The 23,864-nt window shown below is 44.1% G+C and carries 23 protein-coding genes; 17 read left to right on the top strand and 6 right to left on the bottom strand.

The features are described 5' to 3' along the window. Positions 1-173: 173 nt before the first annotated feature. The 3 genes from csrA to ACJJI3_RS07580 all read right to left on the bottom strand — a co-directional run bounded on the left by csrA (position 174) and on the right by ACJJI3_RS07580 (position 4,104). Positions 174-362 (bottom strand): carbon storage regulator CsrA, encoded by a 189-nt coding sequence (gene csrA, locus ACJJI3_RS07590; protein WP_108732829.1) that lies wholly within the window; start codon positions 360-362, stop codon positions 174-176. A 762-nt stretch (positions 363-1,124) separates the two neighbouring features. After that, a complete protein-coding gene (locus ACJJI3_RS07585) occupies positions 1,125-1,841 on the bottom strand; it encodes a DUF4279 domain-containing protein (RefSeq protein WP_444942031.1) in 717 nt (238 codons plus the stop codon). A 31-nt stretch (positions 1,842-1,872) separates the two neighbouring features. After that, positions 1,873-4,104: a pre-peptidase C-terminal domain-containing protein gene (locus ACJJI3_RS07580; RefSeq protein WP_444942030.1), complete on the bottom strand. Its 2,232-nt coding sequence runs from the start codon at positions 4,102-4,104 to the stop codon at positions 1,873-1,875. A gap of 548 nt (positions 4,105-4,652) precedes the next feature. Here ACJJI3_RS07580 and ACJJI3_RS07575 point away from each other — a divergent pair. From ACJJI3_RS07575 to ACJJI3_RS07560, 4 genes are all read left to right on the top strand, one after another. Beyond that, complete coding sequence (locus tag ACJJI3_RS07575) at positions 4,653-5,246, top strand: TetR/AcrR family transcriptional regulator (RefSeq protein WP_282933244.1); 594 nt, start codon at positions 4,653-4,655, stop codon at positions 5,244-5,246. A gap of 74 nt (positions 5,247-5,320) precedes the next feature. After that, a complete protein-coding gene (locus ACJJI3_RS07570) occupies positions 5,321-6,451 on the top strand; it encodes a methyltransferase (RefSeq protein ID WP_444942029.1) in 1,131 nt (376 codons plus the stop codon). Positions 6,452-6,754: 303 nt separating this feature from the next. Then, a complete protein-coding gene (locus ACJJI3_RS07565; protein ID WP_282933242.1) occupies positions 6,755-7,579 on the top strand; it encodes a transporter substrate-binding domain-containing protein in 825 nt (274 codons plus the stop codon). A gap of 47 nt (positions 7,580-7,626) precedes the next feature. Then, a complete protein-coding gene (locus tag ACJJI3_RS07560) occupies positions 7,627-8,613 on the top strand; it encodes an SMP-30/gluconolactonase/LRE family protein (protein ID WP_444942028.1) in 987 nt (328 codons plus the stop codon). Between the two features lie 6 nt (positions 8,614-8,619). On the opposite strand, the gene ACJJI3_RS07555 is transcribed toward ACJJI3_RS07560, so the two are convergent. Beyond that, positions 8,620-10,002 (bottom strand): amidase family protein, encoded by a 1,383-nt coding sequence (locus ACJJI3_RS07555; RefSeq protein WP_444942027.1) that lies wholly within the window; start codon positions 10,000-10,002, stop codon positions 8,620-8,622. 180 nt (positions 10,003-10,182) lie between these two features. On the opposite strand from ACJJI3_RS07555, the gene ACJJI3_RS07550 reads away from it, so the two are divergent. The 6 genes from ACJJI3_RS07550 to ACJJI3_RS07525 all read left to right on the top strand — a co-directional run bounded on the left by ACJJI3_RS07550 (position 10,183) and on the right by ACJJI3_RS07525 (position 15,511). After that, entirely contained in the window at positions 10,183-10,764 is a 582-nt protein-coding gene (locus tag ACJJI3_RS07550; protein ID WP_444942026.1) for an HAD family hydrolase, read from the top strand. A gap of 934 nt (positions 10,765-11,698) precedes the next feature. Beyond that, on the top strand, positions 11,699-13,255 hold the full coding sequence (locus ACJJI3_RS07545) for a transposase (protein ID WP_444941518.1): 1,557 nt from the start codon (positions 11,699-11,701) through the stop codon (positions 13,253-13,255). A 164-nt stretch (positions 13,256-13,419) separates the two neighbouring features. After that, the gene (locus ACJJI3_RS07540; protein ID WP_444933901.1) at positions 13,420-13,797 is read left to right on the top strand and encodes a hypothetical protein; all 378 of its coding nucleotides are present in this window, start codon (positions 13,420-13,422) and stop codon (positions 13,795-13,797) included. 188 nt (positions 13,798-13,985) lie between these two features. Then, positions 13,986-14,339, top strand: coding sequence for a transposase (locus tag ACJJI3_RS07535; protein ID WP_444942025.1), 354 nt, complete (start codon positions 13,986-13,988; stop codon positions 14,337-14,339). Further along, a complete protein-coding gene (locus ACJJI3_RS07530) occupies positions 14,291-15,178 on the top strand; it encodes an IS3 family transposase (protein ID WP_413662311.1) in 888 nt (295 codons plus the stop codon). The genes ACJJI3_RS07535 and ACJJI3_RS07530 overlap by 49 nt, the downstream gene beginning before the upstream one ends. A 111-nt stretch (positions 15,179-15,289) precedes the next feature. Continuing rightward, entirely contained in the window at positions 15,290-15,511 is a 222-nt protein-coding gene (locus ACJJI3_RS07525; RefSeq protein ID WP_444942024.1) for a hypothetical protein, read from the top strand. Positions 15,512-15,614: 103 nt separating this feature from the next. On the opposite strand, the gene ACJJI3_RS07520 is transcribed toward ACJJI3_RS07525, so the two are convergent. Together ACJJI3_RS07520 and ACJJI3_RS07515 are read right to left on the bottom strand one after the other, a co-directional pair. Next, positions 15,615-16,649, bottom strand: coding sequence for an IS481 family transposase (locus tag ACJJI3_RS07520; protein ID WP_444905427.1), 1,035 nt, complete (start codon positions 16,647-16,649; stop codon positions 15,615-15,617). A 105-nt stretch (positions 16,650-16,754) separates the two neighbouring features. Beyond that, positions 16,755-17,696, bottom strand: a complete 942-nt coding sequence (locus ACJJI3_RS07515) for an IS110 family RNA-guided transposase (protein ID WP_444942023.1) — start codon at positions 17,694-17,696, stop codon at positions 16,755-16,757. A gap of 365 nt (positions 17,697-18,061) precedes the next feature. Between ACJJI3_RS07515 and ACJJI3_RS07510 the strand changes: the two genes are divergently transcribed. The 7 genes from ACJJI3_RS07510 (at position 18,062) to ACJJI3_RS07475 (ending at position 23,561) form a co-directional block, all read left to right on the top strand. Beyond that, positions 18,062-18,913 carry a trypsin-like serine protease gene (locus ACJJI3_RS07510; RefSeq protein ID WP_444942022.1) on the top strand — a complete coding sequence of 284 codons (852 nt, stop codon included), beginning with the start codon at positions 18,062-18,064 and terminating at the stop codon, positions 18,911-18,913. Positions 18,914-19,018: 105 nt separating this feature from the next. Then, the gene (locus ACJJI3_RS07505; protein WP_444942021.1) at positions 19,019-19,309 is read left to right on the top strand and encodes a DDE-type integrase/transposase/recombinase; all 291 of its coding nucleotides are present in this window, start codon (positions 19,019-19,021) and stop codon (positions 19,307-19,309) included. A gap of 334 nt (positions 19,310-19,643) precedes the next feature. After that, positions 19,644-19,991, top strand: a complete 348-nt coding sequence (locus ACJJI3_RS07495) for a hypothetical protein (protein WP_444942020.1) — start codon at positions 19,644-19,646, stop codon at positions 19,989-19,991. Beyond that, positions 19,991-20,353 (top strand): YtfJ family protein, encoded by a 363-nt coding sequence (locus tag ACJJI3_RS07490; RefSeq protein WP_444942019.1) that lies wholly within the window; start codon positions 19,991-19,993, stop codon positions 20,351-20,353. Before ACJJI3_RS07495 ends, ACJJI3_RS07490 begins: the two co-directional genes overlap by 1 nt. Positions 20,354-21,150: 797 nt before the next feature. Beyond that, positions 21,151-21,558, top strand: coding sequence for a hypothetical protein (locus ACJJI3_RS07485; protein WP_444942018.1), 408 nt, complete (start codon positions 21,151-21,153; stop codon positions 21,556-21,558). Between the two features lie 861 nt (positions 21,559-22,419). After that, a complete protein-coding gene (locus ACJJI3_RS07480) occupies positions 22,420-22,686 on the top strand; it encodes a hypothetical protein (RefSeq protein WP_444942017.1) in 267 nt (88 codons plus the stop codon). Between the two features lie 566 nt (positions 22,687-23,252). Beyond that, positions 23,253-23,561, top strand: a complete 309-nt coding sequence (locus tag ACJJI3_RS07475) for a transposase (RefSeq protein ID WP_444942016.1) — start codon at positions 23,253-23,255, stop codon at positions 23,559-23,561. Positions 23,562-23,864: the final 303 nt, after the last annotated feature.

Below are 23,864 nucleotides of genomic sequence, written 5' to 3'. Positions count from 1 at the left end.
GATTTAGTGGGCCAGGATGTATGGGCGCTAACTTAGGGGGGACACTCAAGGAACCTATGGATTTCTTTTGGGTTGGCTTAGTGAGTTGTTCTTTGTGAAAGAGTTGGAAAACCTTGGCCGATAGATTGTGGTTGAGGCCCGTTTTGGGCCCTCATTTAAGGGGAAGTTGATCCTCAGCGTTTTCTGTTACTGAGTTTCTGCTCCCTTTGAATACGTCTATAAATTTCTTCGCGGTGAACTGCTAGGGATTTGGGGGCATGGATCCCGATCTTTACTTGGTTGCCCTTAACCTCCAGTACTTTGAGTGAGATGTCTGTTCCAATTCTTAGGTTTTCACCAGTCCGACGCTTCAAGATCAACATATTTTTTCCTACTGAATTTTAAGCTATTTTTTTGGCTCCGAAACCGGAAGGCTTAGAAAGTCATGATTGCAGGAAGGGCAGGGTGGGGCGCGAGAACGGTAAGCATGAAAGAAGAAAAGGCGGGCACTACGCTCCCAGAGCTTGGGTAATCGCTTCAAGCTTCTGATTGCGCTCAGCTTTATTGAAAACGAGCGGGTTTCTAGCGTACTATGCATATAGCCACTTTGATAGTGCGTTTATCAAGTTGGTTAGCTGGCCCCTGGTGTTGGCGCACCTTGGGTCAGCGCCTTTTACTTACTTTTACGTCACGCTACTGTTCTCCTCTAAGAAATGAGTCTTGGATTTGTTTGGATCAACGATCCTTAAAAAACTGCTTAGTAAGACTCTAATTCCGATAAATATTCATCAATTTAACGCAGCTTTGACACTAAAACAAACTTAATAAAATCCAATAAGATCATTTTAGTGCCTATATTTTTGTTTGTTTGAAGGGGCTGCAATTGGCTGCTGTATTCCGGGGGGGTAACGCTGCTTGCCACTCTCTATATCGCGAGTTTTAAAACTATTATTACTATTCAGGCTAAGGTAAGTTCGAGATGAAAATACCTCTAGAGGTTCTAGTCTCTCCAAATTTGGGAATGTAGTGTTAAAGGGGGTAAATTATACGTATTAAAGCTACTATTCGGTTGCTACTTTAATAATTGCCGTCTTGGTAAAGTTGTATCTCTTAAGGAGGGGCAAGATAATTATTAACCTATATTATTATTCAATCTCTTGCCCACAAATATAGGTGTCAATATCTAGTGCTAGATTAAGCGCACTTAGCCTGCTCAATGTTTCTAAATCCAAGTGTATACCCGCGTTGGCACTTATAAATTGATGCTTGCAAGCTGAAATATATGCCTTTGTTTTTTTTGTGAGCTCCCGGATAGAATCAGCTTCCTTTTCTAGTTCTTTTAATAATTCCAGTAGTTTCTCTTCTAGTCCATAAGCTTCGTTCATATTTGGTTCATAGGAAATCCGTGTGAAGTTATATTTTAATTTGTTATTTCTTTGCAAGTCACCTTTTGACCAGCCGGATAAGTTATCATAAGGAAGTATACTTGATAGATCTTCATAGCTGAGTGTTTCGGTTGTTGCTGTTAAATAGACACGATGCCCAGATTCTACCCATATCCATTTGATGTTTGGAATGCTTGATTTGGCAACATTTACTACGAGAAAAAAACGTTCATTCTTAATGTGGAAATACACAGCCACAGTGTCTTCATAGTGATTTAAATTCACTCGCGCTACTTTGGGATAGCCATTTTCAAGTTCGATTTCCATAACCTGCAAGTGCTGCTTTGTTAGTTCAAATGTAGGTTTGTTAAGTTCTTGAGTAGCTGCTGAAATATACGGCTGCGGATCGATCATTTTGTATTCAACGATAGGTGTCAGAAAAATAGAGTGGGCAGTAGTGTCAATAAAGGTTGACAACCCTACTGCCCGATCGCTAGTTATTTATACTTCAATAATCAGCACTAATCCAAACATTTTCAAAGTCGGTATAACCATAGATGGTAATATACCAAGTGCCCGATTGAGGAGCATTCAAATCTATGGATTCATAGTTGCCCCAGTTTTCAGAAGCGTAGTCGGCATTTGACTCAGTGGCGGGTTCACCGTGCTTGATGTAGAGATCTGCATCACCAACGGAGTTGAATAGAGCTGCACCCGTAGCTACAGAAAGCTGGGTCGCTCCTTCAGGAACTTCAATCTTAAACTCTAATTGATCTCCAGCATGGCCATTCAGGTCAGAGATAACCTCGCCGGGAATTAAAAATTCATCAGTAGATGATTCAGTAAAAGAGCCGGTCAGGGATACTTGATCGAAGTCTGTATAGCCGTGGAGCATGACATGCCAGATTCCGGGAGTTGGGTTTGCTATAGCAACGGACTCCTCATTGCCACCTAAATAGGGCCGATAATCATAGACCGATTCAGTTGGTCTGCTAGCAAAACGAATATAGAGATCCGCATCGCCACTACCACCGGTTATCTCAAATGAAAGGTCGCTGGCATTCTCCGGTACTGTGATGGTGTAGAACAACGATTCTCCTGCACTGGCATTAAGACCGCTGACAGGTTTCTGATTAACCAGAATATTGTCGGACTGATCAGCCAGAGTTACCGTTGCCGTTAAATTTACACCCTCGAAGGAGCGTTCGATAGGAGACAGTAATATGTACCAGCGGCCGGTTTCTGGCGAAGTGACCTCAATACTTTCAATATTACCGCCATTTTCAGAACTGAAGTCAAAATCGGTTGTGGTCGGTTGGCGATTATAGGCCACGTACATATTCATTTCACCGCCCAGTTCATCGCCTGAATTGTCAGTAATAACTGTCAGGGTTTGAGCATTTTCGGGCACGTCGATATGGAATACTTTTTCGCCTTTGCTACTTAAGTTCTCTCGCGTTTTTGATGGAATAAGAGTTAGCTCTGCCTCCTCATCACAAACTAATGAATTGCCGCCTTTAGCGGGGCTGAAGCTAATGCTCCCTTCATTAAGATAAGAATCAATTAACTCAAGTGCCTCGCAGGAGTAGACATCGAGGAGGTTGTCCGTAACATCAATAGCGGTTAAGAAATGTCGGTCCATTACCCACTCGAATTGCGCAGTGTCCAAGTAGTTGCCGGCAATATTTAACGTTTCTAGACGTTTAGGTAATTCGGGTAACTCGGTGAGGTTTTCATTAACAGCGGTTAAGTGCTTTAAGTATCGGAATACGTGAATCCCTTGCAGTGACTGGATTTCCCCGTTGCCTGGAGTGCGAATTTCTTCAATGTTTGCTGCTTCCAGGCTGTCGATTTCACCATCATTGTTTGTGTCGAAATAGGAAGTCAAATATGACTTGAATGCAGGGTCAGGAATATTAATATTGACCACGCCATAGTGGGATGCTGCTGCAACCTGGTCACCGCCGCCCAAGTCGATACGCTGGGCCATTATACGGCTGAAGTGCTCATAACCCGATTTAGGGATAATTGTCTCTTGGCCATTAACCGAAAATGCACGTGATGGATAGTGCATTACAGACAGGAAGTCATAGTTACTGTAGTTGTGGGTTTGCCGTATATCAAAATTGTGGACATACTCGGGTTTAATATTATCCTCAATGATTTCGACATATTCATCACGATCAGATCGCTGATGTTCATGCCTCATACCAATAACATGGCCCAATTCATGGACAATAATGTACTTGGTATCCCAGTTGTTCATGCTGAAGAATTGCCCGCCGCCAGTTTTTCCAACCATGGAGCGGTTTTCAGTTCCGTTTCTTACGTGAACGTAGTCTGATTGATCGGTGCGCCTTAAAAATTGTAAGTCCGCAATTTCTTCCCAGACTTTGGTGGCGTCGATAAAACGCTGTTGATTTTCTTCAGTGACACTATCGTAAAAGTCGTAATATATGATTCCATCAGGCCACTTATTCGCTGATATTTCAACAGCGGACATAATGCTAACTTGACCGGAATCCTCTTGAACTGGCTCCAGCATATCTCCGGTCAGCTGGTATAGTTTGCCATCAATAATGACTTGGCTCGATTTGGGTTGCTCTTCCAATTGAGCAAACTCATTGCCGGTGTAACTTGGTATCGTTATATCTACAGCCTGGCTGTATGCCATTGCAGACTGAAAAGTTAAAGTTAGGGTTGCTGAAATTCCCAGTGCGGTACTGGTAAATAGTTTCATTTTCATGTTCCTGCTTTGAAAATGTTTTTAAAGTTTTGCCAAACTTTTATCCATAAATAGTCGAGTAGGAGGCGTGCCTGATTAACTCTGGCAACAAGTTAAATCAGGATGAATATGCCGCCGCGCGGGAGAATACCGATGTTTGGATTTGAGGTCGATAGGTGGTTTTAAGTTGATTCAGAATGCTAGATTTGATTCGTGGCATTTCTGGAAGGGCGAACTCACGAACTAGATAAAATGTAGAGGATGACTATCAATTTTCGAATGTATATCTTGGTGTTATTAGCAATACTTGTGTTCTGAATATTAGAGATCACCCAGGTGCTTTGTTAGCTGGGTAAATAGTGCCAGATCCAAATCCACTTTCTCTAAACTACGAATATCTTTGAGACAATTTCATATGAATGAGTGGGGTCGTATCCAGTTTGAGGATATAGGGCCACCTCAACCCGTCGTACAAACCCCTCAAATTGAACAACAAATAGCCTGGAAGGCAGTAGGGTACCCTGTTAGCCTCTCTTGCAAGCTAGATAGGAAGGAGCAGGCCTATGCAGGAGTCGGATGTTGCCAATCGGCTTATCGATGCGGCGCGAGAGTGCTTTTTGAACGATGAGTACCAACGGGTCACAACTCGCCAGATTGCTGCTAAGGCTGGCGTGGCGGTATCGATGATTCGGTATTACTTCGGTAGCAAGGATGGCCTCTATGAAGATATGATCCGCCAAACTCTTCTGCCATTGATCGAGGCCGTAGAGCAACTCAGCCTTGATGGCGATTGGGATTTTGGAGATTTCTTTGCCCTTTACTACTCCACCATGCAAGAGAATCCCAAGTTTCCGGCTCTGATCCTGAAAGTCATGGCACTTAATCAAGGGCCGGGGAAAAATGTGATCCGTCAGCTCCTGGAGCGGGGGCGTCAAAGGGGATCTCGGCGGTTAGCTGAAATTAAGGGTGAAGAAGCCGAACCTGAAGACCCGAAGTATGATTTGCTCAGGATTTCATTTGTCAGTTTGGCTATGTTGCCGATGTTGGCCAAACCCGTCCTGGAAGAGCAAATGGGGCACGTTATGGACCCCGATTTCTTAAAACAGCTTGCAGAGTTTAATGGCCGACTTCTGAAGTCAGGTTTGCAAAGCTTATAGCGATAAGGCCTCAGCAAGTTGAGGCCGGTCTCTTATATCTGTTTTTAATCAGATGTTATTTCTGAGGAGTTCTTATGCCCCAGTCAATGCAAAGAAATAGAGCCGTAAATTGGGTCTTTCAGCGCGCTTCTAATATGATTAATAGTATTTGTAATATTCCTAATGCTCTGATGCCACCGCCATTTCGAGTAATGCAAATTGGATCGCTATTTTGGCAGTCTAGATGTTTGTATACGGCTGTCCGATTAAACATAGCTGATCATATCAACGGTGAAGTCGTCCCGATAGAAAAGCTAGCAAATGATTGTAATGCAGATAAAGAGCATCTATATCGATTGATGAGGATGTTGTGTGCAATGGGGATTTTTAAGGAGGTAAAAGCAAGGCACTTTTCGCACAATCGAAACTCTGAAGTGTTGCGCAGTGATGCCAGTAACAGCGTAAGAAGCATGGTGCTTATGCATAACTCCCCAGAATTCAGCAAGCCTTGGTTTAATGGGTTTGAAGATCATATTAAAGATGGGAGTGTGCCTTTTGAAGGTGTTTATGATCAGGAAATGTTTGATTATATGAATGATCATCAATCTGTTAGCACGCTGTTTTCGGACGCTATGGATACCGTTGATAATCTTACCGGGCTACAGTATTTACAAGATTTTGATTGGAGCAGGTTTGATAGGGTTATTGACTTGGGTGGGGCAAAAGGCAGCAAAAGTGCGAGTGTCCTCTCTTCATATAAACACACGACGGCGATGGTGGTCGACAGGAATAATGTTGAGGGGGCGGCAAGAGAGTACTGGAAAAACTCATTGAGTGATTCAGTTGAAGAGCGATTGGACTTCTTCCCAGCAGATATTATTAACGATAGGCTGCCGGTAGCTAATAGTGATAAGGATATCTACTTGTGTACGGCCGTTTTCCACTTGCTGAATGACAGTAAGGCAAAGCGACTCCTCAATAATATTTACTCTGCCATGCAAGGGCAAAATGCTACGCTCGCCATTGTTGACGCAGTATTACCTGAGAAGGGCGCAGACCTTAATTTGGCTGCCATGGACATGCAGATGTTGATGGGAACTCGTGGGCGGGAGCGAACGTTGAGTGAATGGAATCAACTGTTTGGTGATAGTCCTTTCTACTTGGTGGAGACAGTCTCCGTGCGTACCTTTGCAAAACTGATGGTGTTGAAAAAGAGAAAGGGTTAGGTGCTAAGCAGTAAGTGGGTGTCAACAAGCGCAATGTTATTAATCGTGAAAATGAAAAAACATTGCGCTTATTGTATTGGTGGCACGAATAGTCTGCTTATCAACTATAGATACGCCAGCAAGCCAATATCCGTAGTAGCTTAAAGTGCAGTATCACCTGTATTGGTTTTATATACGCCTATATTTACCTATAGCCTCTTTCTGCTAGTCGACTAAGGTTTCGGCCTTTGGTGTCTCAGTGGATATTACAGAATTACTTAGGGGGCTCTGAGCCAATATATTTGAAATTACTGGATCTTAGCTATGTATCTAGTGTCCCGTCTAATAGGCAGCTTGCTAGTTTTATCGGTTATTTATGTGGGGTATGTTTGGGCTGATCTTGAGGATCGAGAGCTAGTTGCTGGGGTTACTTATGATATTCCAGGGTTGGCGTATAGAGAACCCTCTTCTGGCGCTATAGAAGGCTTTGAGCCTGACCTGGTCAGGGCAATTGGGGAGAAGTTATTTGGCGGCCCTGGCTATATAAGGCTAACCCGTGTGCTGGATGAGGATCGTATAAAGGCACTTGAAGACGGAAGAGTGGATATGGTGGTATCCCAGTTTACCATCACTCCAGAGCGCGAAGAAAAAGTGGACTTTTCGATTCCTTATTACGTCACTGGGGAGGGTTTATTGGTCCATAAAGATAGCGATATTGAGAGCTTTATCGATCTGGAGGGTAAGATAATTGCTGTTACTAAAGGCTCACTTTCCCTAAAAAGAATGCGTGCTGTCCTGCCGTCATTGGAGGGGGCAAGATTGGTTGTAGCGCCCACAAGCTCAGCGACCTTAGAGGCTGTTCAAAGCGGAAATGCTGATGCTGCCTCCAATGACATTATTAACCTGGTACTTTTGCGTAAGGCATCAGCCTATCCGACTTTATATCGTCTGGTGAATATTAGTGGAGACTTCCCGCCAAAGCCCTTTGGTATCGGTGTTAAGAAAGGGAATAAGGAACTGCTCGAACGACTAAATGCCGCTCTAGAGAGCTTAAAGGAGAGTGGGGAGATCAATAGAATGCTGGATAAGGCCGTTTCCAGTGTGGGGTCAGAGAATGACCCTGATGATACCTTCAGCGGCTCACAGTAGAGTAGTCGCAGAACTATCCGTACAGATAAAGTCTAATTAGGGGCGATATGACTACTAAATCCCCCAGTGCCTTCTTTTCTTTGCTTTTCAGCTCAGTCCTTTTCTTGGCTATTACTTACAACAATTATCTACTGGGGAATTCCCCGATGCAGGCTACCCATTCGATCTTGGTGGAAACGGATGCACATGAAGGGCTTGTTTATGTACCCTCCCAGAAACGTCTCTACTTCACCAGTGTTCCAGATTTAGAGATTGAGAATCCACAGATAGCGATCCGTTACTACGACTTTATTACTGGCGAAGTTGTAACCTGGAAACACCGAAGCAATATGGCAAACAGCATGTGGCTTAGCAATGACGGTGAACATTTACTGGTTGCAGAGCAGGGGAAAGGAGCAACCCCGGGCGCTATCAGCCGCAGAAGCCTTTCAGGCGGGCAACGAGAAGTGCTAGTAGATGCCTATAAAGGTAAGCCATTTAATTCACCCAATAAAGTTGTACAGTCACCCTCTGGCTGGATCTACTTCACCGATCCAGATTATGGCTACAACCAAGGCTTCAAGCCTGAGCCAATGTTAACGCCAGCTGTCTATGCTTTTGATCCTTCAACAAAAAAGTTAATTCGCTTGTCAGCGGAGTACATGATGCCTCATGGGTTGGCAATCTCCCCAATAGGCAACCAAATCTATATTGGTGATACTGCAGCTATCGATGGAAAGAATCCTTACAACCCCAAAAAAACAAAAGACATTTATGTAAGCGCTTTGCCATCCCCGGAAAAATTGGAAGAGAAGCAATGGGTGTTGTCGGTACCAGTAGGGATTCCTGATGGTTTTATTGTTACTGGCCCCAAAAATGATCTGTGGGTGGCGGCAGGTGACGGACTGCGACACTATCGAGAGAACGGCTCCCTGGTTAATCTTTACCCTGTTCCCGGCGGTGTATATAGCGTAGCAACTGACGGTAAAGCAATTTACTCATCAAGTAATACCGCTATATGGAAGACAATTCCCCGAGGGGAAGAGGGGGGATAGTTCCTCTTACTTTTGGAGTGTTATTACCTGTTCGATCTGTCTAGCTACGGCAAGTAGTGCCAAATCCGCTCCAGGTAACCCATCTATCTCCAGGCCCACCGGTAATCCATTGGTACCAGGACCGATGGGGATGCTGATGCTTGGGGCACCGGTAACTGGTGCGGAGACATTGTTGTATATCAGTGTGTCCAGGGTGGGGAGTGTCTGTCTATTTAGCTCCAGTTGATATGAGGATGTTTCCAGGGGTTGCGCTTCGATAGGTGCAGTTGGAAATACGATCGCGTCCAGTTGATGCTGCTGGATGATCTTCGAATAGCTCTCGTGCACAGCAGGCAATTTCTTTAAGGCCGCTTGATAAGCTGAGTCTGGCGGTGCCTTAGGGCCGAGCACTGATTCCTGATAGACCTCTTTCACATCCTCACTTTTGATCATTGCTACCAAACCCTCTAGTTGAGTTTGTGGTTGATAATTCGCCAGAAAATGCCCCATGGCTGTCCGCATCTGATGAAACCCGATGGGAAATCCGATTTCGAGCGCGGCGCTGACTATTGGCGAAAGGTCTACTTCTACCAGGTCTACTCCGGCATCAATAAGGGTGCTTATTAGAGTCCTGAAAGACTGGTTTACTCCAGGTGAGAGGTTGTCAAATAGAGGGTGGGCAAGCCCCAAGCGCAACTGATTGATTGGCTTGCATTGGGGTACGGAGCCCCCTGTCATCACTTCAAACAGATAGATGGTATCTTCGACACTAACAGCCATAGGGCCGATAGTGTCAAATGCTGGCACAGAGGGTACGACTCCCTGGCTGCTAAGGCTGCCAGTTGAAGGGCGAAAGCCAACAATACCAGTTAACGCCGCCGGTAATCTGACGGAGCCGGCGGTATCGGTGCCGAGGCCAGCGGGTACAATCCCCGCGGCTACAGCAACAGCGGTGCCCCCCGATGAACCGCCGGGGAAGCAAGCGATGTCCCACGGATTCCTTACGGCACCAAATGCAGCGTTATTGGAGGTTACGCCAAAGGCGAGTTCATGTAGATTGGTCTTCCCAACCACTATGGCCCCACATCCCTCGAGTCGCTCAACTACTGGGGCAGAGGACTTCGGCAGAAAGTTCATGCCAAGGGTCCCAGCAGTGGTATGCATACCCTTTACATTGATGTTGTCTTTAACAACGATGGGGATACCGGCAAGGGGTCTACGGTGGCTAACGGAGGCCAATTCCCTGTCAATGCATTTGGCTTTTTGAAGGGCGCCATGCCGATCGAGGCAGATAAAAGCATTGAGTTCGGAATGAGCAACTGCATTGTCACAAGCTTCTTCAATCAGTGATACTGCGCTAATCTTTCTTGCGAGCACCATCTCCACAAGCTCATGAAGGGAAGTCGTCATAGTTTGCTTACTAGCTTCTGATTGTACTTGGGATCTTAGATCATAGAGAGGAAGAAAGTAGGACGATAAGAATGATATTGGCTAATTTGATAGCACTAGCCTTGGTCTCACCGAGGTGTATCTGATGGTGAGGAGTGAGCAGCGCGTTTCTGACCGTTGAAAATATGAGGGTTATGGGTTTTGAAAGTTGATGTATTACTGTTTGATCTCGGCGGCGTACTAATAGAGCTAAAAGGCCGTCCATTACCAACCGGTAAAGCGCCTGTGACTGATGTTATTATCTCCGGTCCGGTAAGGCAGTTTGAGAGAGGAGAAATCACCACAGAAGAATTTGCAAACGCTTTAAAGTCTCAATTGGAAATAGAGGAATCGATAGAGACGATAATCGATCATTTCACAAACTGGCCTACGGGATTCTATCCAGGAGCAATTGAATTACTCAGTTCTCTAGAGAAAAATTACAGAGTGGCCGCATTGACAAATACCAATGAACTTCACTGGCCACGCATCACTCATGAATTTAATGCACATAACTATTTGGGCCCAATATTCGCTTCCCACCTTATAGGTATGGCAAAGCCCGATGAAGCATTTTTCAAGCACGCGCTTGAGCAGCTAGAAGTTGAAGCCAGTAGTGTTGTCTATATGGATGATATCCCTAGAAACGTAGAGGTGGCGAATAAGGTGGGTATGAATGCGTTTCATACAAAGGGTTTTGATTCGGTATTGGAAGTGATAGAGCGTATTAATATTCAAAAATAGGGTTTTGGCAGTAAGATAGGTTGGAGGTCTAGCAGATTACTGTGTAGAGGTAGTTTCTTAGCCTTTAAAATCTACTTAAGCCATCCAGACATGCCTACCCTCAAGTTGCCCCCTCTTTCTAAATATTAATTTTCAGGAGCTTGCTCACGGTTAAGCTCATTTGAATGTTGGTCAGATTATAATTTACGCCAGTTGGTAAGTGCCAGCTTAGTGAAATATGATCATGGTGAGTGTTATTTCTGGGTTCGGCTGAAAAACTGTGAAAAACACGTATAAATTATGGGGTTACGTGAGTCGGGTGAAATTGAGATAGTAGTCATAGTGATCGTTTTTGTAGTTTGTTTGATCGTGCCATTTTAGTGTAACTAACTGATTTTTAATGGAAAACTGTAGTGGTGGCGGCAGATTGATTATGAGATAGTAGTCAATATAATAGTGGTCAGAATGATTACTATATAAATGTTATGTGAGCTTGTGATGCAAAGTTCAAAGGCTTTAAAGCATATATCGAACGTCGAAATTGGCCTTGGCTTTATACTTGCGCTGATTTCCATGTGGCTGTTCCTAAATACTGCTCTGGAGCCAATCCACCAAGAGCCGCATAGTATTGGTAGGATCATCGCCTCAGTATCATTGCTAGGGTCCCTAAGCTTATTGATTCCTGGCGTTGCTCTGCGTGTTTCAGTCAAGGTGGGTGCCGTACTGCAGTCTTTAGTGATTATTTTTGCTGTGTTTATCATGTGGTTGGGGTCTCAATAGGATGCAAGCCCGCTCACTTAACAAACACAGGCAGAATGCTCCGGCCCATCGGGCCTGCGCGGGACGCCCTACGCTTCGCTTCGGTCGCCCCTGCTGTGGGCGTTCAGGCTGTAGAAAAACTCTTAAAAAGTAGCTTTTTTGTTAAAATGGAGGTCTTGATGTCGAGATTATCCATATGCCCAATTTCAAACGTTACGATTACAACCAAGATGCAATGGTCGTCATCAATTTCGAAGAACAACTACAACCTGAAACCTTTGAGTTTACACTTCATCATTTGATTGATGACCATATCGACCTCTCTGTCTTCCATAAAAAATATCAAAATGATAGCGGCGGGCGAACCGCTTATGATCCAGCTATCCTCCTGAAAATCACATTGTTTGCTTACTCAAAAGGCATTACCTCAAGCCGTGAAATTCAATGGCAATGTGAGAATAATATCCTCTTCAAAGCACTGTCATGCGATACCGTTCCGCATTTTACTAGTATTGCAAGTTTCGTAAGCAGTTATCCTGATGCGATTGAGTCGGTGTTTGAGCAAGTGTTACTGGTCTGCGATCAGCAGGGGCTGCTTGGCAACGAACTTTTCGCAATAGATGGATGCAAGATGCCATCCAATGCCAGCAAAGAACATTCGGGGACTTTTAGAGAGCTAGAACAGAAGCAGGAAAAAATTCGCAAGAAGATCAAAGATTGCCTCAAAGAGCACAAGAGGCTGGATGGCAGGAAACCTAAAGAAAAAGAGCGAAAGCAAGCGGTAGCTAAAGCGGCGGATACGCTGCAGAAACACTTTGATAAAATTGATCAGTTCTTAAAAAATCACTCCCCCAGGATGGGGCAAGGTAAAAAACCTAAAGAAGTGAAAAGTAATATCACGGACAATGAATCAGCTAAGATGACTACCAGCAAGGGAACCATTCAGGGCTATAACGGTGTTGCCGCAGTTGATAGGAAGCATCAGATAGTTGTTGAGGCCCAGGCCTTTGGAGAGGGCCAGGAGCATCATACATTGAAACCTATTCTTGATGGCATCAGTTGCCATTATCAGAATATAGGAATAGATGAAGACATCTTGGCCAAACAGGTCATCATTACTGCTGATACTGGATTCTCCAACGACGCTAACTACAACTACCTGCGAGAGAACGGCATCAATGCCTACATACCTGATAATAAATTCCGTTCACGAGATAAAGCTTTTACAACGCAAAAAACCAAGTATGGCAAGCGCAATCAAAAAGGTAGGGCTAATGTCCAGAAGACTACCCCAGCTAGTGAATTTACATTCAACAAGAAAAAGAAAACCTGTATTTGTCCTGCAGGAAAATCCATGCTTTTGTTAAAAGAAGAGCATGTCAGTGAAGGTAAGAAAAAACTATTGTTCGAAGGGCGCCTCACTGACTGCAGGAAATGCAGCCTTAAAAAACAGTGCATGCGAAACCCAGATTCTGCTGACTCTCGAAAAGGACATGGAAGGCAAGTATCCCTAACTTGGACAAACGGACGGACAGCCACTGACTGGATGAAAAAGCGGGTTGATAGTATCGAAGGCAAGACCATTTATGGGCATCGAATGTCTGTTGTTGAGCCTGTGTTTGGGAACATTGGTACCAACAAGCGATTAAATCGCTTCTCGCTACGAGGAAAAAGTAAGGTTCAGGGACAATGGCAGATGTTCTGCTTGGTACATAACATTGAAAAGTTGATGAGATGTGGCAGTATTCACTGATTGAGGATGAATTAAGGGCGTCAAGACGCCTAAATTTAATACAATGAAAGAAATTTGGTGGTATAGCTAAATTTAGCTCGAAATTTAAATTAGAGGAGCCTGAGGAGTGACAGCTTTTTCTAAAACTGTTTTTCTACAGTCTCGTTATGGTTCATGGAAGTAGAATGATCAAAAATTCCATAGTAATTTTTTGTACGTGCTTTTTGGCTTCTTGTGCAAGCAGCGACAAGCACTCTTTGCAAAATCATGAAGGCTCCGAACCTTTTTATCTAACACCGGATGGTAATCCAACTGCTCCGGATTCAGATCCGGAGTTAAAGTCGATCTTAGATCAATGTACCAATGAAATTTTCCAAAATGGAGTCTCAATTGGTGGGAAGATATTTACATCCTGGGACGCTGCCAAACAGCATGTGATGATTCTGCTTTTGAGGACTTTACCAGATGGTGGCAGCCGGAAGAGGCGGAAGATTCCTGAAGGATTTAACGATCTTCAGTTTATCCAAAACAAAGTATCTACTTGTCGAGAGGAGAGAGTCTAGAAACAATGAACTCTCGCCACCATAACAAACACAGGCAGTAGAGCTCCGGCCCTCCGCGGGACAGCTTACTTTGTGCACATTTTGCGCGGGTCGCTACGCTCCCATTTTCGCGCAAAACGCGCACAAAGTAAGCTGCCCCTGCTGTGGGCGTTGAGTAGACGCCTACCTTTTGAATAGGGTAGGAAAAAATGCCGAAAATACTGAGTGAAGAGCGAGTTGTTGAATATTCAACAGAATTCAAAGTTAGAGTGGTAGCTCTCACTAATCAACTGAAAGTAGATACGACTACTATCGCCAACATTATTGGTTTGCATCCAGTAATGGTGTATAGATGGCGACAGGAAAGTAGAGAAGGCAAGCTGGTCGAGAAGCCCAGTCGTAGAATAAGTATGACAAAAACAACGAAAAATCGGTCTCAAACCGATGATAAAGAGATAAGACGTCTAAAAAAGCAGGTCGAGAAATTGCAAAAGGAGAGTGATTTCCTAAAAAAGTGGGAAATGTACCTGAAAGATCCAAAGCTGAAAGATTCTCGTTCATAGCTCTTAATCGATCAGACTTTGGTGTCAGGTACTTATGTAGATACTTGAATGTTTCACCCCAAGGGTTTTATAAGTGGCTCAATCGAGATGAGAGCACTCGTGACATAGAGAATAGGCGAATTCTAGGGTGTATCGAAGCTATCTATACACAGCATGATGGTAATTATGGAAGTCCAAGAATTAGCGCAGAGCTGAAAGCTAATGGTGAACGAATAAATCACAAACGCGTTGAACGCCTTATGAGAGAGGCTGGAATCGTGGGGAAAGCTGGAAGGATCTATCGTCGACGCCCTTTGCCTGGAAATCCTTATATTAAGGTTGAAAACCTACAAAGAGAGCATGGTATGCCGAGTAAACCAGACTCTCAATGGGCTGGTGATGTAACCTATCTGAAGATCAATGGACAATGGCAATATTTAGCTGTGATTATTGATCTTTACTCCCGGAAAGTGTTGGGTTGGGAGTTGTCGGATACTCGAACTGTTGAGCTAACACTGTCAGCGCTAAATAAAGCTGTTCGTCGCAGAAATATAGAATCAGATCTAATATTTCACAGTGACCGAGGTTCTGAGTACGGTGCTTATGCATACCAAAGTCGACTCAAAGAACTGGGTATTGAGCCGAGCATGAACCGTCCAGGATTTATGAATGATAATGTGTATGTAGAATCATTTTTTCAAACACTGAAAACTGAGAGTTTCAAAGGATTTAATTTTGAATCCGTTGAGGAACTAAGAGCTAACTTAGCTTGGTATCTTGATAGGTACTATAACTTTAAAAGAAGACATGGTTCACTTGGGTTCAAAAGCCCAGATGAATATGAAAGAATGGCCGCATAAGATGAATATAAGGTGGCGTCTACTTTAAGGGGGGAGGCTTCGAGGCTTCCTACGCTCCGCTTCGGCTGTCCTTACTGGCAACGTTATGTTTTCACCCAATAGGAGATAAGGATGCTCTTCTGGATTGTATTGTTAGTTTTCGGTGTGCCACTTGTGGCTGTAATCATTCAGTCAGTAAAAACTAGTAAGGCGCGTAACGACAGGCTAGATGAAATACAAAAACGCCTAGCAGAGAAACAGCAAGAAGCTATTGATTCTAAGCTGGCTACAATGAAGGAAAAACGTCAAAAATCTCGGCCAAAAACGGGCAATTGTAATGTGCAAGATTCTTAAACATAACAAGTGACTATGGTTGTTCGTCAAGTTATTAAGTGTAGTAGTTCAGACTTGATCTGACAGTTACCGGTTTCTCAGGAGATGCTCTGTCAGGTCAAATTCAGTTTACGAGCTTTTCCTTCCAGATGCTTTTTCCATCTTCAAGAGTTGCTAACGGTGTTCGACCGCAACACTTCTTACCCTGATGAGTTCTCTCATTATTGTAATATGTGAGCCACTCGTCCAGATCCGTTTGTAACTCTTCTATTGATCCATAGATCTTGCGGCGTAATGAGGGTTGGTAGAACTCTTGTAAAATGGTCTTATGGAAGCGCTCACAGATTCCATTAGTTTGTGGATGTCTGGCTTTTGTCTTAGTGTGTTCTATTTCGTTCACACTTAGATATAACTGGTAGTCGTGCTGTTCCAATTTGCCACAATACTCCGTACCGCGATCAGTTAGGATACGCAGCACTGGTAGATCATGTAAGGCATAAAACGGTAGTACACGGTCATTCAGGAGGTCCGCCGCAGTGATTGGCGTTTTGGTGGTGTACAGCTTGCAATGAGCCACCTTTGCATAGGTATCGACATAGGTTTGTTGGTAAACACGTCCGACGCCCTTAAAGGTTCCTACATAGAAGGTATCCTGCGAGCCCAGATAACCTGGGTGTTGAGTATCAATTTCACCGCAGGCTTCATCATCATGCCGTTTTCTCTCCAAAGCCTGAACCTGTGACTCTGTGAGGATCAGTCCCTCCTCAGCGACCTTGGCCTCAAGTGCCTTTAATCGCAATTTGAAGTTAGCCAGGTCATGCCGTAACCAGATACTCCGAACGCCACTAGGGGACACAAATACACCGCGTTTACGCAGTTCATTGGAAACTCGAACCTGCCCATGGGCAGGCTCTTGGAGGGCATAAGTTAACACTGCCTCTTCAATGACTGTGTCAACACGGTTCTTGTGGTTGGGCACACGCCGGTTCTTCTCAAGAAGGGCGTCCACACCGCCACTTGAAACGGCTTCCTTATAGCGATAGAAAGTGTCTCTCGACACACCCAGCATCTTGCAAGCTTTGGAGATATTGCCGAGTTCTTCTGCCAGATTTAGCAATCCGGTCTTGTGTTTGATGATGCGATCATTAGTATGGATCATGGGGTTTATCCTTGGTTTTGCTTTTAGGTTTAGGCACCTTCATCAAAACCGGTAAACCCCTCTTTTTCAAGAGGATGTGTCAGATTTGGTCTGAACTAATACATATTAAGCCATACTTTCATCCCAGTAGGTGTTATTTTTTACCATCGTATTCAGGATCGTAATCTGCTTTCTCATGCAGGCAATCAGAGCGCCCTTTTTAGGTTTGCCAGCGTCGACTAATCGCTTGTACATCGGCTTTAGTTTGGGATGATGCTGTATGGTCGACATGATGGAAACAAACAAAACCGTTCGTACACGATGCCTTCCACCCCGAATATATCTCTTTCCCTGGATGCTGCCGCTATCACGGTTCATCGGGGCGATACCGACAAGTGCAGCGATTTCTTTACGGCTCAATTTTCCTAGCTCGGGAAGTTCACTCATCAATGTATAAGCCAATACATTTCCAATCCCTTTAGCGCTCAACAATAGGTCCCGCCTTTGCCTCCACTCAGACACACTGTTAACTAGTTTATCCAGTTGCTTGTCGATACCTTGTAACTCTTTCTTGATGGTGTTTAGAATGGCCTGTATAGGTTTGTGCACTGATTTAGGCATCCTCTGAAGTCGATTCTTTTGCATTGTGCTCATCTCTAAACACTGACTTCTTACCGCCAGTAAGTCACTGATCTCCCTAAGCTTTTCTGGCTTTAGCTCCGATAGTCTTGGCTTCATGGCCTCACCAAAATGTGCAATATCCATTGCATCTAGCTTGTCAGTTTTGGCGAGGCGCCCTGCGGATTTAGCGAAGCTTCTTATCTGTGAAGGGTTGCAAACAACAACAGGTAATCCTGCTTTGTCAGCGGCGCAAACAAACTCTAATTCGAGTCTTCTTGTAGACTCTATTAATACTCTTTGAGGTTTAAGAGGTTGTAATTGTTTAATGGCATCCTTAATGTCATTTTTATCATTGGCAACACTAAAGAATTGGCCAGTAGGTCTCAGATAAATATCGAGTTGTTTACTGCTGGTATCGATACCGACATTGATCTCTTGAGGTTCCATAAGATAAGCTATCTCCGACTTGCTATTCGGGCTCGAGGCCCACATGACTTTTCGAGTTATGCCTAGTGGTTGCTTATCATATTTATACTTGTTATCGGTCTTTTATTAGCAGGCTAGACAGCGAAATGTGATAAACAAGGCTTTCGGTGGCCGCTGAAGGTGGGACTCAATTTATCCGTCACTGAAAAGGACTTTCAACATCAGAATTGGGGAAGAACAACGATACAAGATAAATCTCATAAGGAAGTACAAGCTTATCACTTTGCTTGCAAAAATACTCGAATAAACCGCTAGCTTTGCACTACTCGTATTTAGGACGTCAGCCTATCGACAGTTGTTTCGAAGTAAATGTTGGAATGAAGGATATGAAAAATATAAAACTATACTTTTTCTCGCTGATACTTACAGTATCTTTTGCGGCCAATGCCATAGTCATTCGTCATGATATTGAAGATAATAAATATCAAATTCCTGCATCTACCTTTCCAGCGCTTGTTGACTTTCCAGGTGAAGGGCACGGTGTATTAATTTACCCTCATTGGGTTGCTACAGCTGCACATGTAGCTTGTATGCAGCATTGTATTGAGGAGATAATGATTGGCGGCCTATCGCGTAAGGTGGAGACAGTAATTGTACATCCAGGATACAAGGAACCACCTTCAACTCTTGTTGAAGATGCATTAGCCTCGGGTGATGGATCAAATTTGAGGGAGTTTTTGGCATTGTCCGATGATATTGCGCTTATTAAGCTTAAAGAGCCAATTGCCGATGTTGAACCGGTCTCTCTTTTTCTTGGTCGTGATGAGAAAGGCAAGACTGTCCAAATAATCGGCAAGGGGGCGACGGGTAATGGCTATGATGGAGTGGAGCCTCAAAGTCCCCATCGAACAACTTTACGCCGAGCTTATAATGTCATTTCTAATGTAGATACACGCTGGATTTCCTACAAATTCGATTCTCCAAAATCTGCTATTCCACTCGAGGGTGTATCGGGTGGTGGCGATAGTGGAAGCCCCGTTCTCATTAAGGATAATGAGAAATGGTATCTTGCTGGCCTTGCTTCGTGGGCCTCTAGTGAAAAAGACCTTCGTACATATCGTGGCCCACTTTACGGTGATCTAGGAAATAGCGTTCGTATTTCTCATTACGTAGTATGGATCGAAAGCATCATATCTGTCGAGGAACAAAAACAGAGTTCCGCGTTGACGAGAGGCTAGCGAAGCGTTGCTCGGCATGAGAAATATGACTTACGTACGTTTAGTAGACACCCTGCCTAATTAAGATTAGGCGAGTCGTGCTCACGAAACTACGTCGTTAAGCTTATGCAACAAGAGCATATTGAAGCGAGAAATGGCAAAGGCTTTCGATATAGTCAGCCCGTAGATGGGAGCATCAATGTCGCCGTCAACCTACTTAAGCGTTGCCTCGATGTGGATCGACCAAATTGCCGCTGGACCGGTGACATTACGTATATGTGGGTTATTGAGCAGTGGTTGTGCCTCATAGGAGTGATGGATTTGTACTCTAGACGTATTGGAAGTTGGGCATTCGACTCCCAGGTGACGGATGATTTGATACATCGAGTATTGAAAATGGCTCTAGAGCGACGATAAATAAAGCCTGGACTAATAGCTCACTCTGACAGGGGTGTGCAATATCGATCACAGAAATACCAGGATCTCTTGTCTGAAAGTAAGTGCAAGCCGAGTATGAGTCGCTAGGCTAACTGTTGTGATAATGCGGCAATGGAATCATTCTTTAGTAGGCCAAAAGTCGAGATAGTCTATGCCAGAGCATTCGAAAGCGAAGAGCAAGCAAGATCTAAGGTGTTTGAATTTTCTACAATAGGATTCGTAGGCACTCTGCATTGGGCTATGTAAGTCCAGCAGAGTATGAACGAAAATACGCATAGTTAGAGTGTCTACTTTTTGTAGGCAAGACCAGCATATGGTAAATATGAACATTGAAGGTGTAATGGAATATCTCTTTGAATTTAGGGTAGAGAACCTTCCTGCAGAAGCGCTGGCGGAAGTATTTGATCGCCTTATTTGGTGTGTAGCTGACAATGGCAAAGAAATATCTATTGTTCAAAAAAAGTGGCTTGAGGGTGAGTCATATGAAAAGTGCTCAATAGCTTTAGCTATGAATGAAATATTTCCATATGAAGAGGTCTCTGAGATGAAAGAGGCCTTTAGGGAAATAACAAAGAAATGGCCAGGGTTAGGCTCAAGGTGCAATGAGATAATAAATAGTAGGGTTAAGCAAAATGCATTACAAAAACGTTATAACTTCTAATGAAGATATTGGCAGTAGCACTTTTCCTTCTCTTAACTAGCTTTGCCTCAGCAGAGGAGTTCGTCGTCATTGGAAATCTTGATCTTCTAAAAGATACAGAAATCACGTCATCCGAGATTTGTTATGAAGACGATGAAGAGAGCTACCATCCTTGGGCAACATTCTACTTATACAAAATGGAAGTAGTTGCGTCTGTGGATGAGTGTGTGACTCGGAAACAGTTTAATGTCATCTATGATCGTCACGCCCTTATGAAGAATGACATCCACTCTGTTAAAGTGTCGCTAAAAGAACTGCCTGTGGGGAACAAGTTTGGAGCGTCCTATCAGGTCATCGAGATCCATGAGGCTCAGGAGTTATAACAAGTGCTGGCAAAAATACGCGCTTCGCACTTTGGACTCGCAACAAGTTGCTCGCCTGTGCGGCGGGCATTATGTGTCATTGAGCCATGAACCACTATAAGAAGAAGCTGATTTTCCTATTAATAGTTGGCTCGGTATTGATCCTACTCTATCGAGTGGTCGACTCATCTGGTCTCATCTCCAATGAGGCTACAGGCTTCCCTCCTTTTGGCTGGCATTGGTGGGTAGCAATCGCATACTGGTTGTTCGTCATCACATATGTTTTTCGCTTCAACTGTCCTAAATGTAAAAAGCCGCAGATAATCAGAGGCAACAGCATAAAACAATGGCATTGGCCAAGTGAGTCATGCTGGTCTTGCAATCACAAATTTAGGCAACACAGTGGCAGCACATAGTAAATCAATCAATGGCGCCCCTACTGGGCTGGACCTCTACTCCGCAGCTTCGCCGCCGCGTTCCGGCCCATTATTGAGGCGGTAGGCCGTATTATTTTTCGTAGTAATTGAAGCCGTAGTGCCACTAAGTAGCATCCGGTATTGAGCAATTTTACTGATTGTTCTTCAGGCAGTTTCGCGGGGAGTGCCAGTAATATAGAAATTGGTTGGGTAAAGTACGGTATTCTTCCCTTGTAAATATTGGGCAGCGGCCAGCCAAACTATGGCTGGCAGAGTGCTAGTAGTCGGTCCAGGGCGCGCCAGCCATAACCAAACTAGGCAAGCTCGCCCAACCCATTCGGGGCTAGGCTGGATAGCTTACGTGTTGCTTCGGCAGCCCTTGCTGGCAACGTTAGCTGTAATATGAATAAATCAATTTATCAAGACATACACAGGAATGAATTTACAGATACCGATATTTGGCAAGCCATACGTGATGACGATGTTGATTCGTTATTAGTAATTCCATTGAAGCTAGGCTTTTGTCATGAAAGTTGGCGATTTTCTCAAGAGATCTGTGGTAAGTTGATTGAACACCTAAATGAGAATGTTAGAGCCAGTGTAATTCGCGGATTCAGTTACACTGCGAAAACGTATTCAAAGCTAGAAAAAAATATAGTTAAGCCTTATTTACTCAAGGCGCTAAAAGACGAAAGTGAATGGGTTAGGATGTATGCTCAAGACGCGGTTGATGATATTAATAATGATATGGGTTGGAGCATTGGTAGAGTGAAAGCTAATAAAGATATGCGGAAACGCGGCAACAGCTAACAAGGCGTTGAAGCGCAGCGTCCAGAGCTGAACGCGACGTTATACAGTAAAAGGATTTGGAGATTGTATGTCTAAAAGAACCACAAACAATGTAGTGGCGAGCGTTTGGTTTGTTCTTGCGTTTATAGTCTGTATGTTTGTCCCATTATCAATTTGCCAAAAAAGCAACCATCCTAATTTCTCCAGCACTCATTGGGATAGGTATATTACTGGTTTTCATGGGGAGGCAAAGAACACAAAAGTGGCAACTACAAGACGAAAAGTTTAGCACCATTATTAGGTATATAGGTTTTACTACAAGTTTCTTTGCTTGTTTAAGCATCATATTCGGAGGTATTAGCTAGCTTGCCGTATAACAAGGCGCTTAACACGTGTGCTGCTGCGTGCCACACTGGAACAATAACGCAGCGGCGTTTCGCGATTGTGAGGCTACGTCACTGCTCGTTAGCTTAGCGTTAACTTCCCTCAGAAATTATGAACCTTTATACTGTTACGATAGATTTTGAAGATCACACCAGGGTCATTGAGCAGGTGGAGTGCTCGAATGAGATAGATGCGCTTCATAAAGTGTTACGCTAAGCTGAAGCATTAGACCACCATGACAAGAAAGCGATAGAAGATACAATCAAGACATATCTGCAGGTTACCCATATAGCTATGGGATACAAAGGAGTTTGGATTTGGCATCATTGTAATTTTGAAAACGAAAAAGTCGAAGATATATACGGTGGGTCTATCATACAAACTGATAAAAATAGGGCTGCCCTTGAGGGTGGCAGTTAATAAGTAAAGGCAGCGGGTGCTTCGCACCGCTGCATTGGGCGTTATGCGTCTATAAATTTAGGGTGAAATGGAGCTTCAATGATGAAGTCTAAAAATGTTTCAATTCTAACAGCTTTGGCTTTCGCTGCGATTGGTGTTGTGGTAAGTGTTCAAGCTTCACAAGATAGTTCTCATAATGTTGCTGATCTTAAGGCGCAATTAAAGAGTAATGAGAAACAAATTAGTGAGCTAAAAAAGAAAATTGAAAATCTCGAAGCTAGGTTGGGCAATGTGGAAATTGGCTTGGGTAAAACACAATCAGAACTAGAGTGGAAAGTACAGCCTTTGGCTTCAGAGATCCAATAGCCCACCGGAGGTGCGCCACGCATAACCAGGCAATGCAGCTGGCGGCCAATCCTGATTGCAGCGTTATGTGGCTATCAGGTCAAAGCGGAAATGAATATTAGAAATTTTGTTGCGTTTGTTCTTGTTGTCTCTGCATCAATATTATTGGGTGGCGCCTTGTGGTCTTTAGCGAGTATATATACTTGCCCAGAGGGTACACCGGATTGTGAGGGATGGGCTATTTGGGGTGGCTATGTACTAGGTCCAACAAGCTTTGGGCTTCTATTTGGTGGAATAGCTCTGTATAAAAGGTATAGCGCCTGGTTCCAGCTTGTTGCAGCCCTTGGGTTAGTATAGGGCGTGTATTGGGGGTTTGTGTGAAACCGCATAATAATCACAGGCAGGTTGCTCGGGCCTGCGCGGGACAGCTTACTTTGTGCACGTTTTGCGCGGTTCGCTGCGCTTCCATTTTCGCGCAAAACGTGCACAAAGTAAGCCGCCCCTGCCGGCGGCGTTAACTTCAAGACTTACCCACGTTTAGTCGACACCCTATATAGTTAGGTTTAGACCTAGCACGGAAGTGTATCATGGGTAAGAAAAGAACTCAGGCGTATACAGAGGAGTTCCGCAGAGAAGCAGTTAAGAGAGCGGAAAAGCCTGGAGCAACAACGGCTTCTGTGGCACGAGAACTAGGCGTCAGCGCACAGCAGATCTACAACTGGCGTCGTCAATTTAATCGACTGTCTGATAAGCAATTCAATAGCTTAGACGCTGTCGACTATTCCAAACAGGAAAGCGCTGAAGTTCGTAAACTCAAGAAGGAACTGCATGAAGCTCGTCAGGAGGTTGAGTTTCTAAAAAGGGTAGCTGCGTACTTTGCGAATCAGCAAGAGTAAATACGCACTGATGCAAGTGTATGTAGGGTCATCCCCGGTTAGCTTGATGTGTCGGTGTTTAGAAGTCTCAAGATCGGGTTATTGTCGAAGGCGGGGGCGATTGCCATCTGCTCGCACGATTAGAAAGATACGAACAATCGAGAAAATCTGAGAGACGTTTACTGAGTTTAAAGGCCGTTATGGCGCGCCTAGAACCGCTTGTGAGCTTCAAGAGTTAGGTGAGCCATGCTCACGAACTACGTCGCTAAGCTTATGCAGCAGGAGCATGAGAAGCGGCAAAGGTTTTAGGTATCGCCAGCAACC

The sequence above is a fragment of the Microbulbifer maximicatervae (SeqCode) genome (genome assembly GCF_052466985.1).
The sequence above is the reverse complement of the archived record's forward strand: the minus strand, read 5'-3'. Positions and strand labels throughout refer to the sequence as shown.

What these genes read in the sequence shown, in the direction of transcription:
- ACJJI3_RS07575 (WP_282933244.1), top strand. Translation starts at nt 4,653, where the DNA reads ATGCAGGAGTCGGATGTTGCCAATCGGCTTATCGATGCGGCGCGAGAG.
- csrA (WP_108732829.1), bottom strand. Translation starts at nt 362, where the DNA reads ATGTTGATCTTGAAGCGTCGGACTGGTGAAAACCTAAGAATTGGAACA.
- ACJJI3_RS07525 (WP_444942024.1), top strand. Translation starts at nt 15,290, where the DNA reads ATGCTCTTCTGGATTGTATTGTTAGTTTTCGGTGTGCCACTTGTGGCT.
- ACJJI3_RS07560 (WP_444942028.1), top strand. Translation starts at nt 7,627, where the DNA reads ATGACTACTAAATCCCCCAGTGCCTTCTTTTCTTTGCTTTTCAGCTCA.
- ACJJI3_RS07490 (WP_444942019.1), top strand. Translation starts at nt 19,991, where the DNA reads ATGAAGATATTGGCAGTAGCACTTTTCCTTCTCTTAACTAGCTTTGCC.
- ACJJI3_RS07545 (WP_444941518.1), top strand. Translation starts at nt 11,699, where the DNA reads ATGCCCAATTTCAAACGTTACGATTACAACCAAGATGCAATGGTCGTC.
- ACJJI3_RS07580 (WP_444942030.1), bottom strand. Translation starts at nt 4,104, where the DNA reads ATGAAACTATTTACCAGTACCGCACTGGGAATTTCAGCAACCCTAACT.
- ACJJI3_RS07480 (WP_444942017.1), top strand. Translation starts at nt 22,420, where the DNA reads ATGATGAAGTCTAAAAATGTTTCAATTCTAACAGCTTTGGCTTTCGCT.
- ACJJI3_RS07520 (WP_444905427.1), bottom strand. Translation starts at nt 16,649, where the DNA reads ATGATCCATACTAATGATCGCATCATCAAACACAAGACCGGATTGCTA.
- ACJJI3_RS07505 (WP_444942021.1), top strand. Translation starts at nt 19,019, where the DNA reads ATGCAACAAGAGCATATTGAAGCGAGAAATGGCAAAGGCTTTCGATAT.
- ACJJI3_RS07475 (WP_444942016.1), top strand. Translation starts at nt 23,253, where the DNA reads ATGGGTAAGAAAAGAACTCAGGCGTATACAGAGGAGTTCCGCAGAGAA.
- ACJJI3_RS07495 (WP_444942020.1), top strand. Translation starts at nt 19,644, where the DNA reads ATGGTAAATATGAACATTGAAGGTGTAATGGAATATCTCTTTGAATTT.
- ACJJI3_RS07565 (WP_282933242.1), top strand. Translation starts at nt 6,755, where the DNA reads ATGTATCTAGTGTCCCGTCTAATAGGCAGCTTGCTAGTTTTATCGGTT.
- ACJJI3_RS07570 (WP_444942029.1), top strand. Translation starts at nt 5,321, where the DNA reads ATGCCCCAGTCAATGCAAAGAAATAGAGCCGTAAATTGGGTCTTTCAG.
- ACJJI3_RS07515 (WP_444942023.1), bottom strand. Translation starts at nt 17,696, where the DNA reads ATGGAACCTCAAGAGATCAATGTCGGTATCGATACCAGCAGTAAACAA.
- ACJJI3_RS07485 (WP_444942018.1), top strand. Translation starts at nt 21,151, where the DNA reads ATGAATAAATCAATTTATCAAGACATACACAGGAATGAATTTACAGAT.
- ACJJI3_RS07540 (WP_444933901.1), top strand. Translation starts at nt 13,420, where the DNA reads ATGATCAAAAATTCCATAGTAATTTTTTGTACGTGCTTTTTGGCTTCT.
- ACJJI3_RS07555 (WP_444942027.1), bottom strand. Translation starts at nt 10,002, where the DNA reads ATGACGACTTCCCTTCATGAGCTTGTGGAGATGGTGCTCGCAAGAAAG.
- ACJJI3_RS07510 (WP_444942022.1), top strand. Translation starts at nt 18,062, where the DNA reads ATGAAAAATATAAAACTATACTTTTTCTCGCTGATACTTACAGTATCT.
- ACJJI3_RS07535 (WP_444942025.1), top strand. Translation starts at nt 13,986, where the DNA reads ATGCCGAAAATACTGAGTGAAGAGCGAGTTGTTGAATATTCAACAGAA.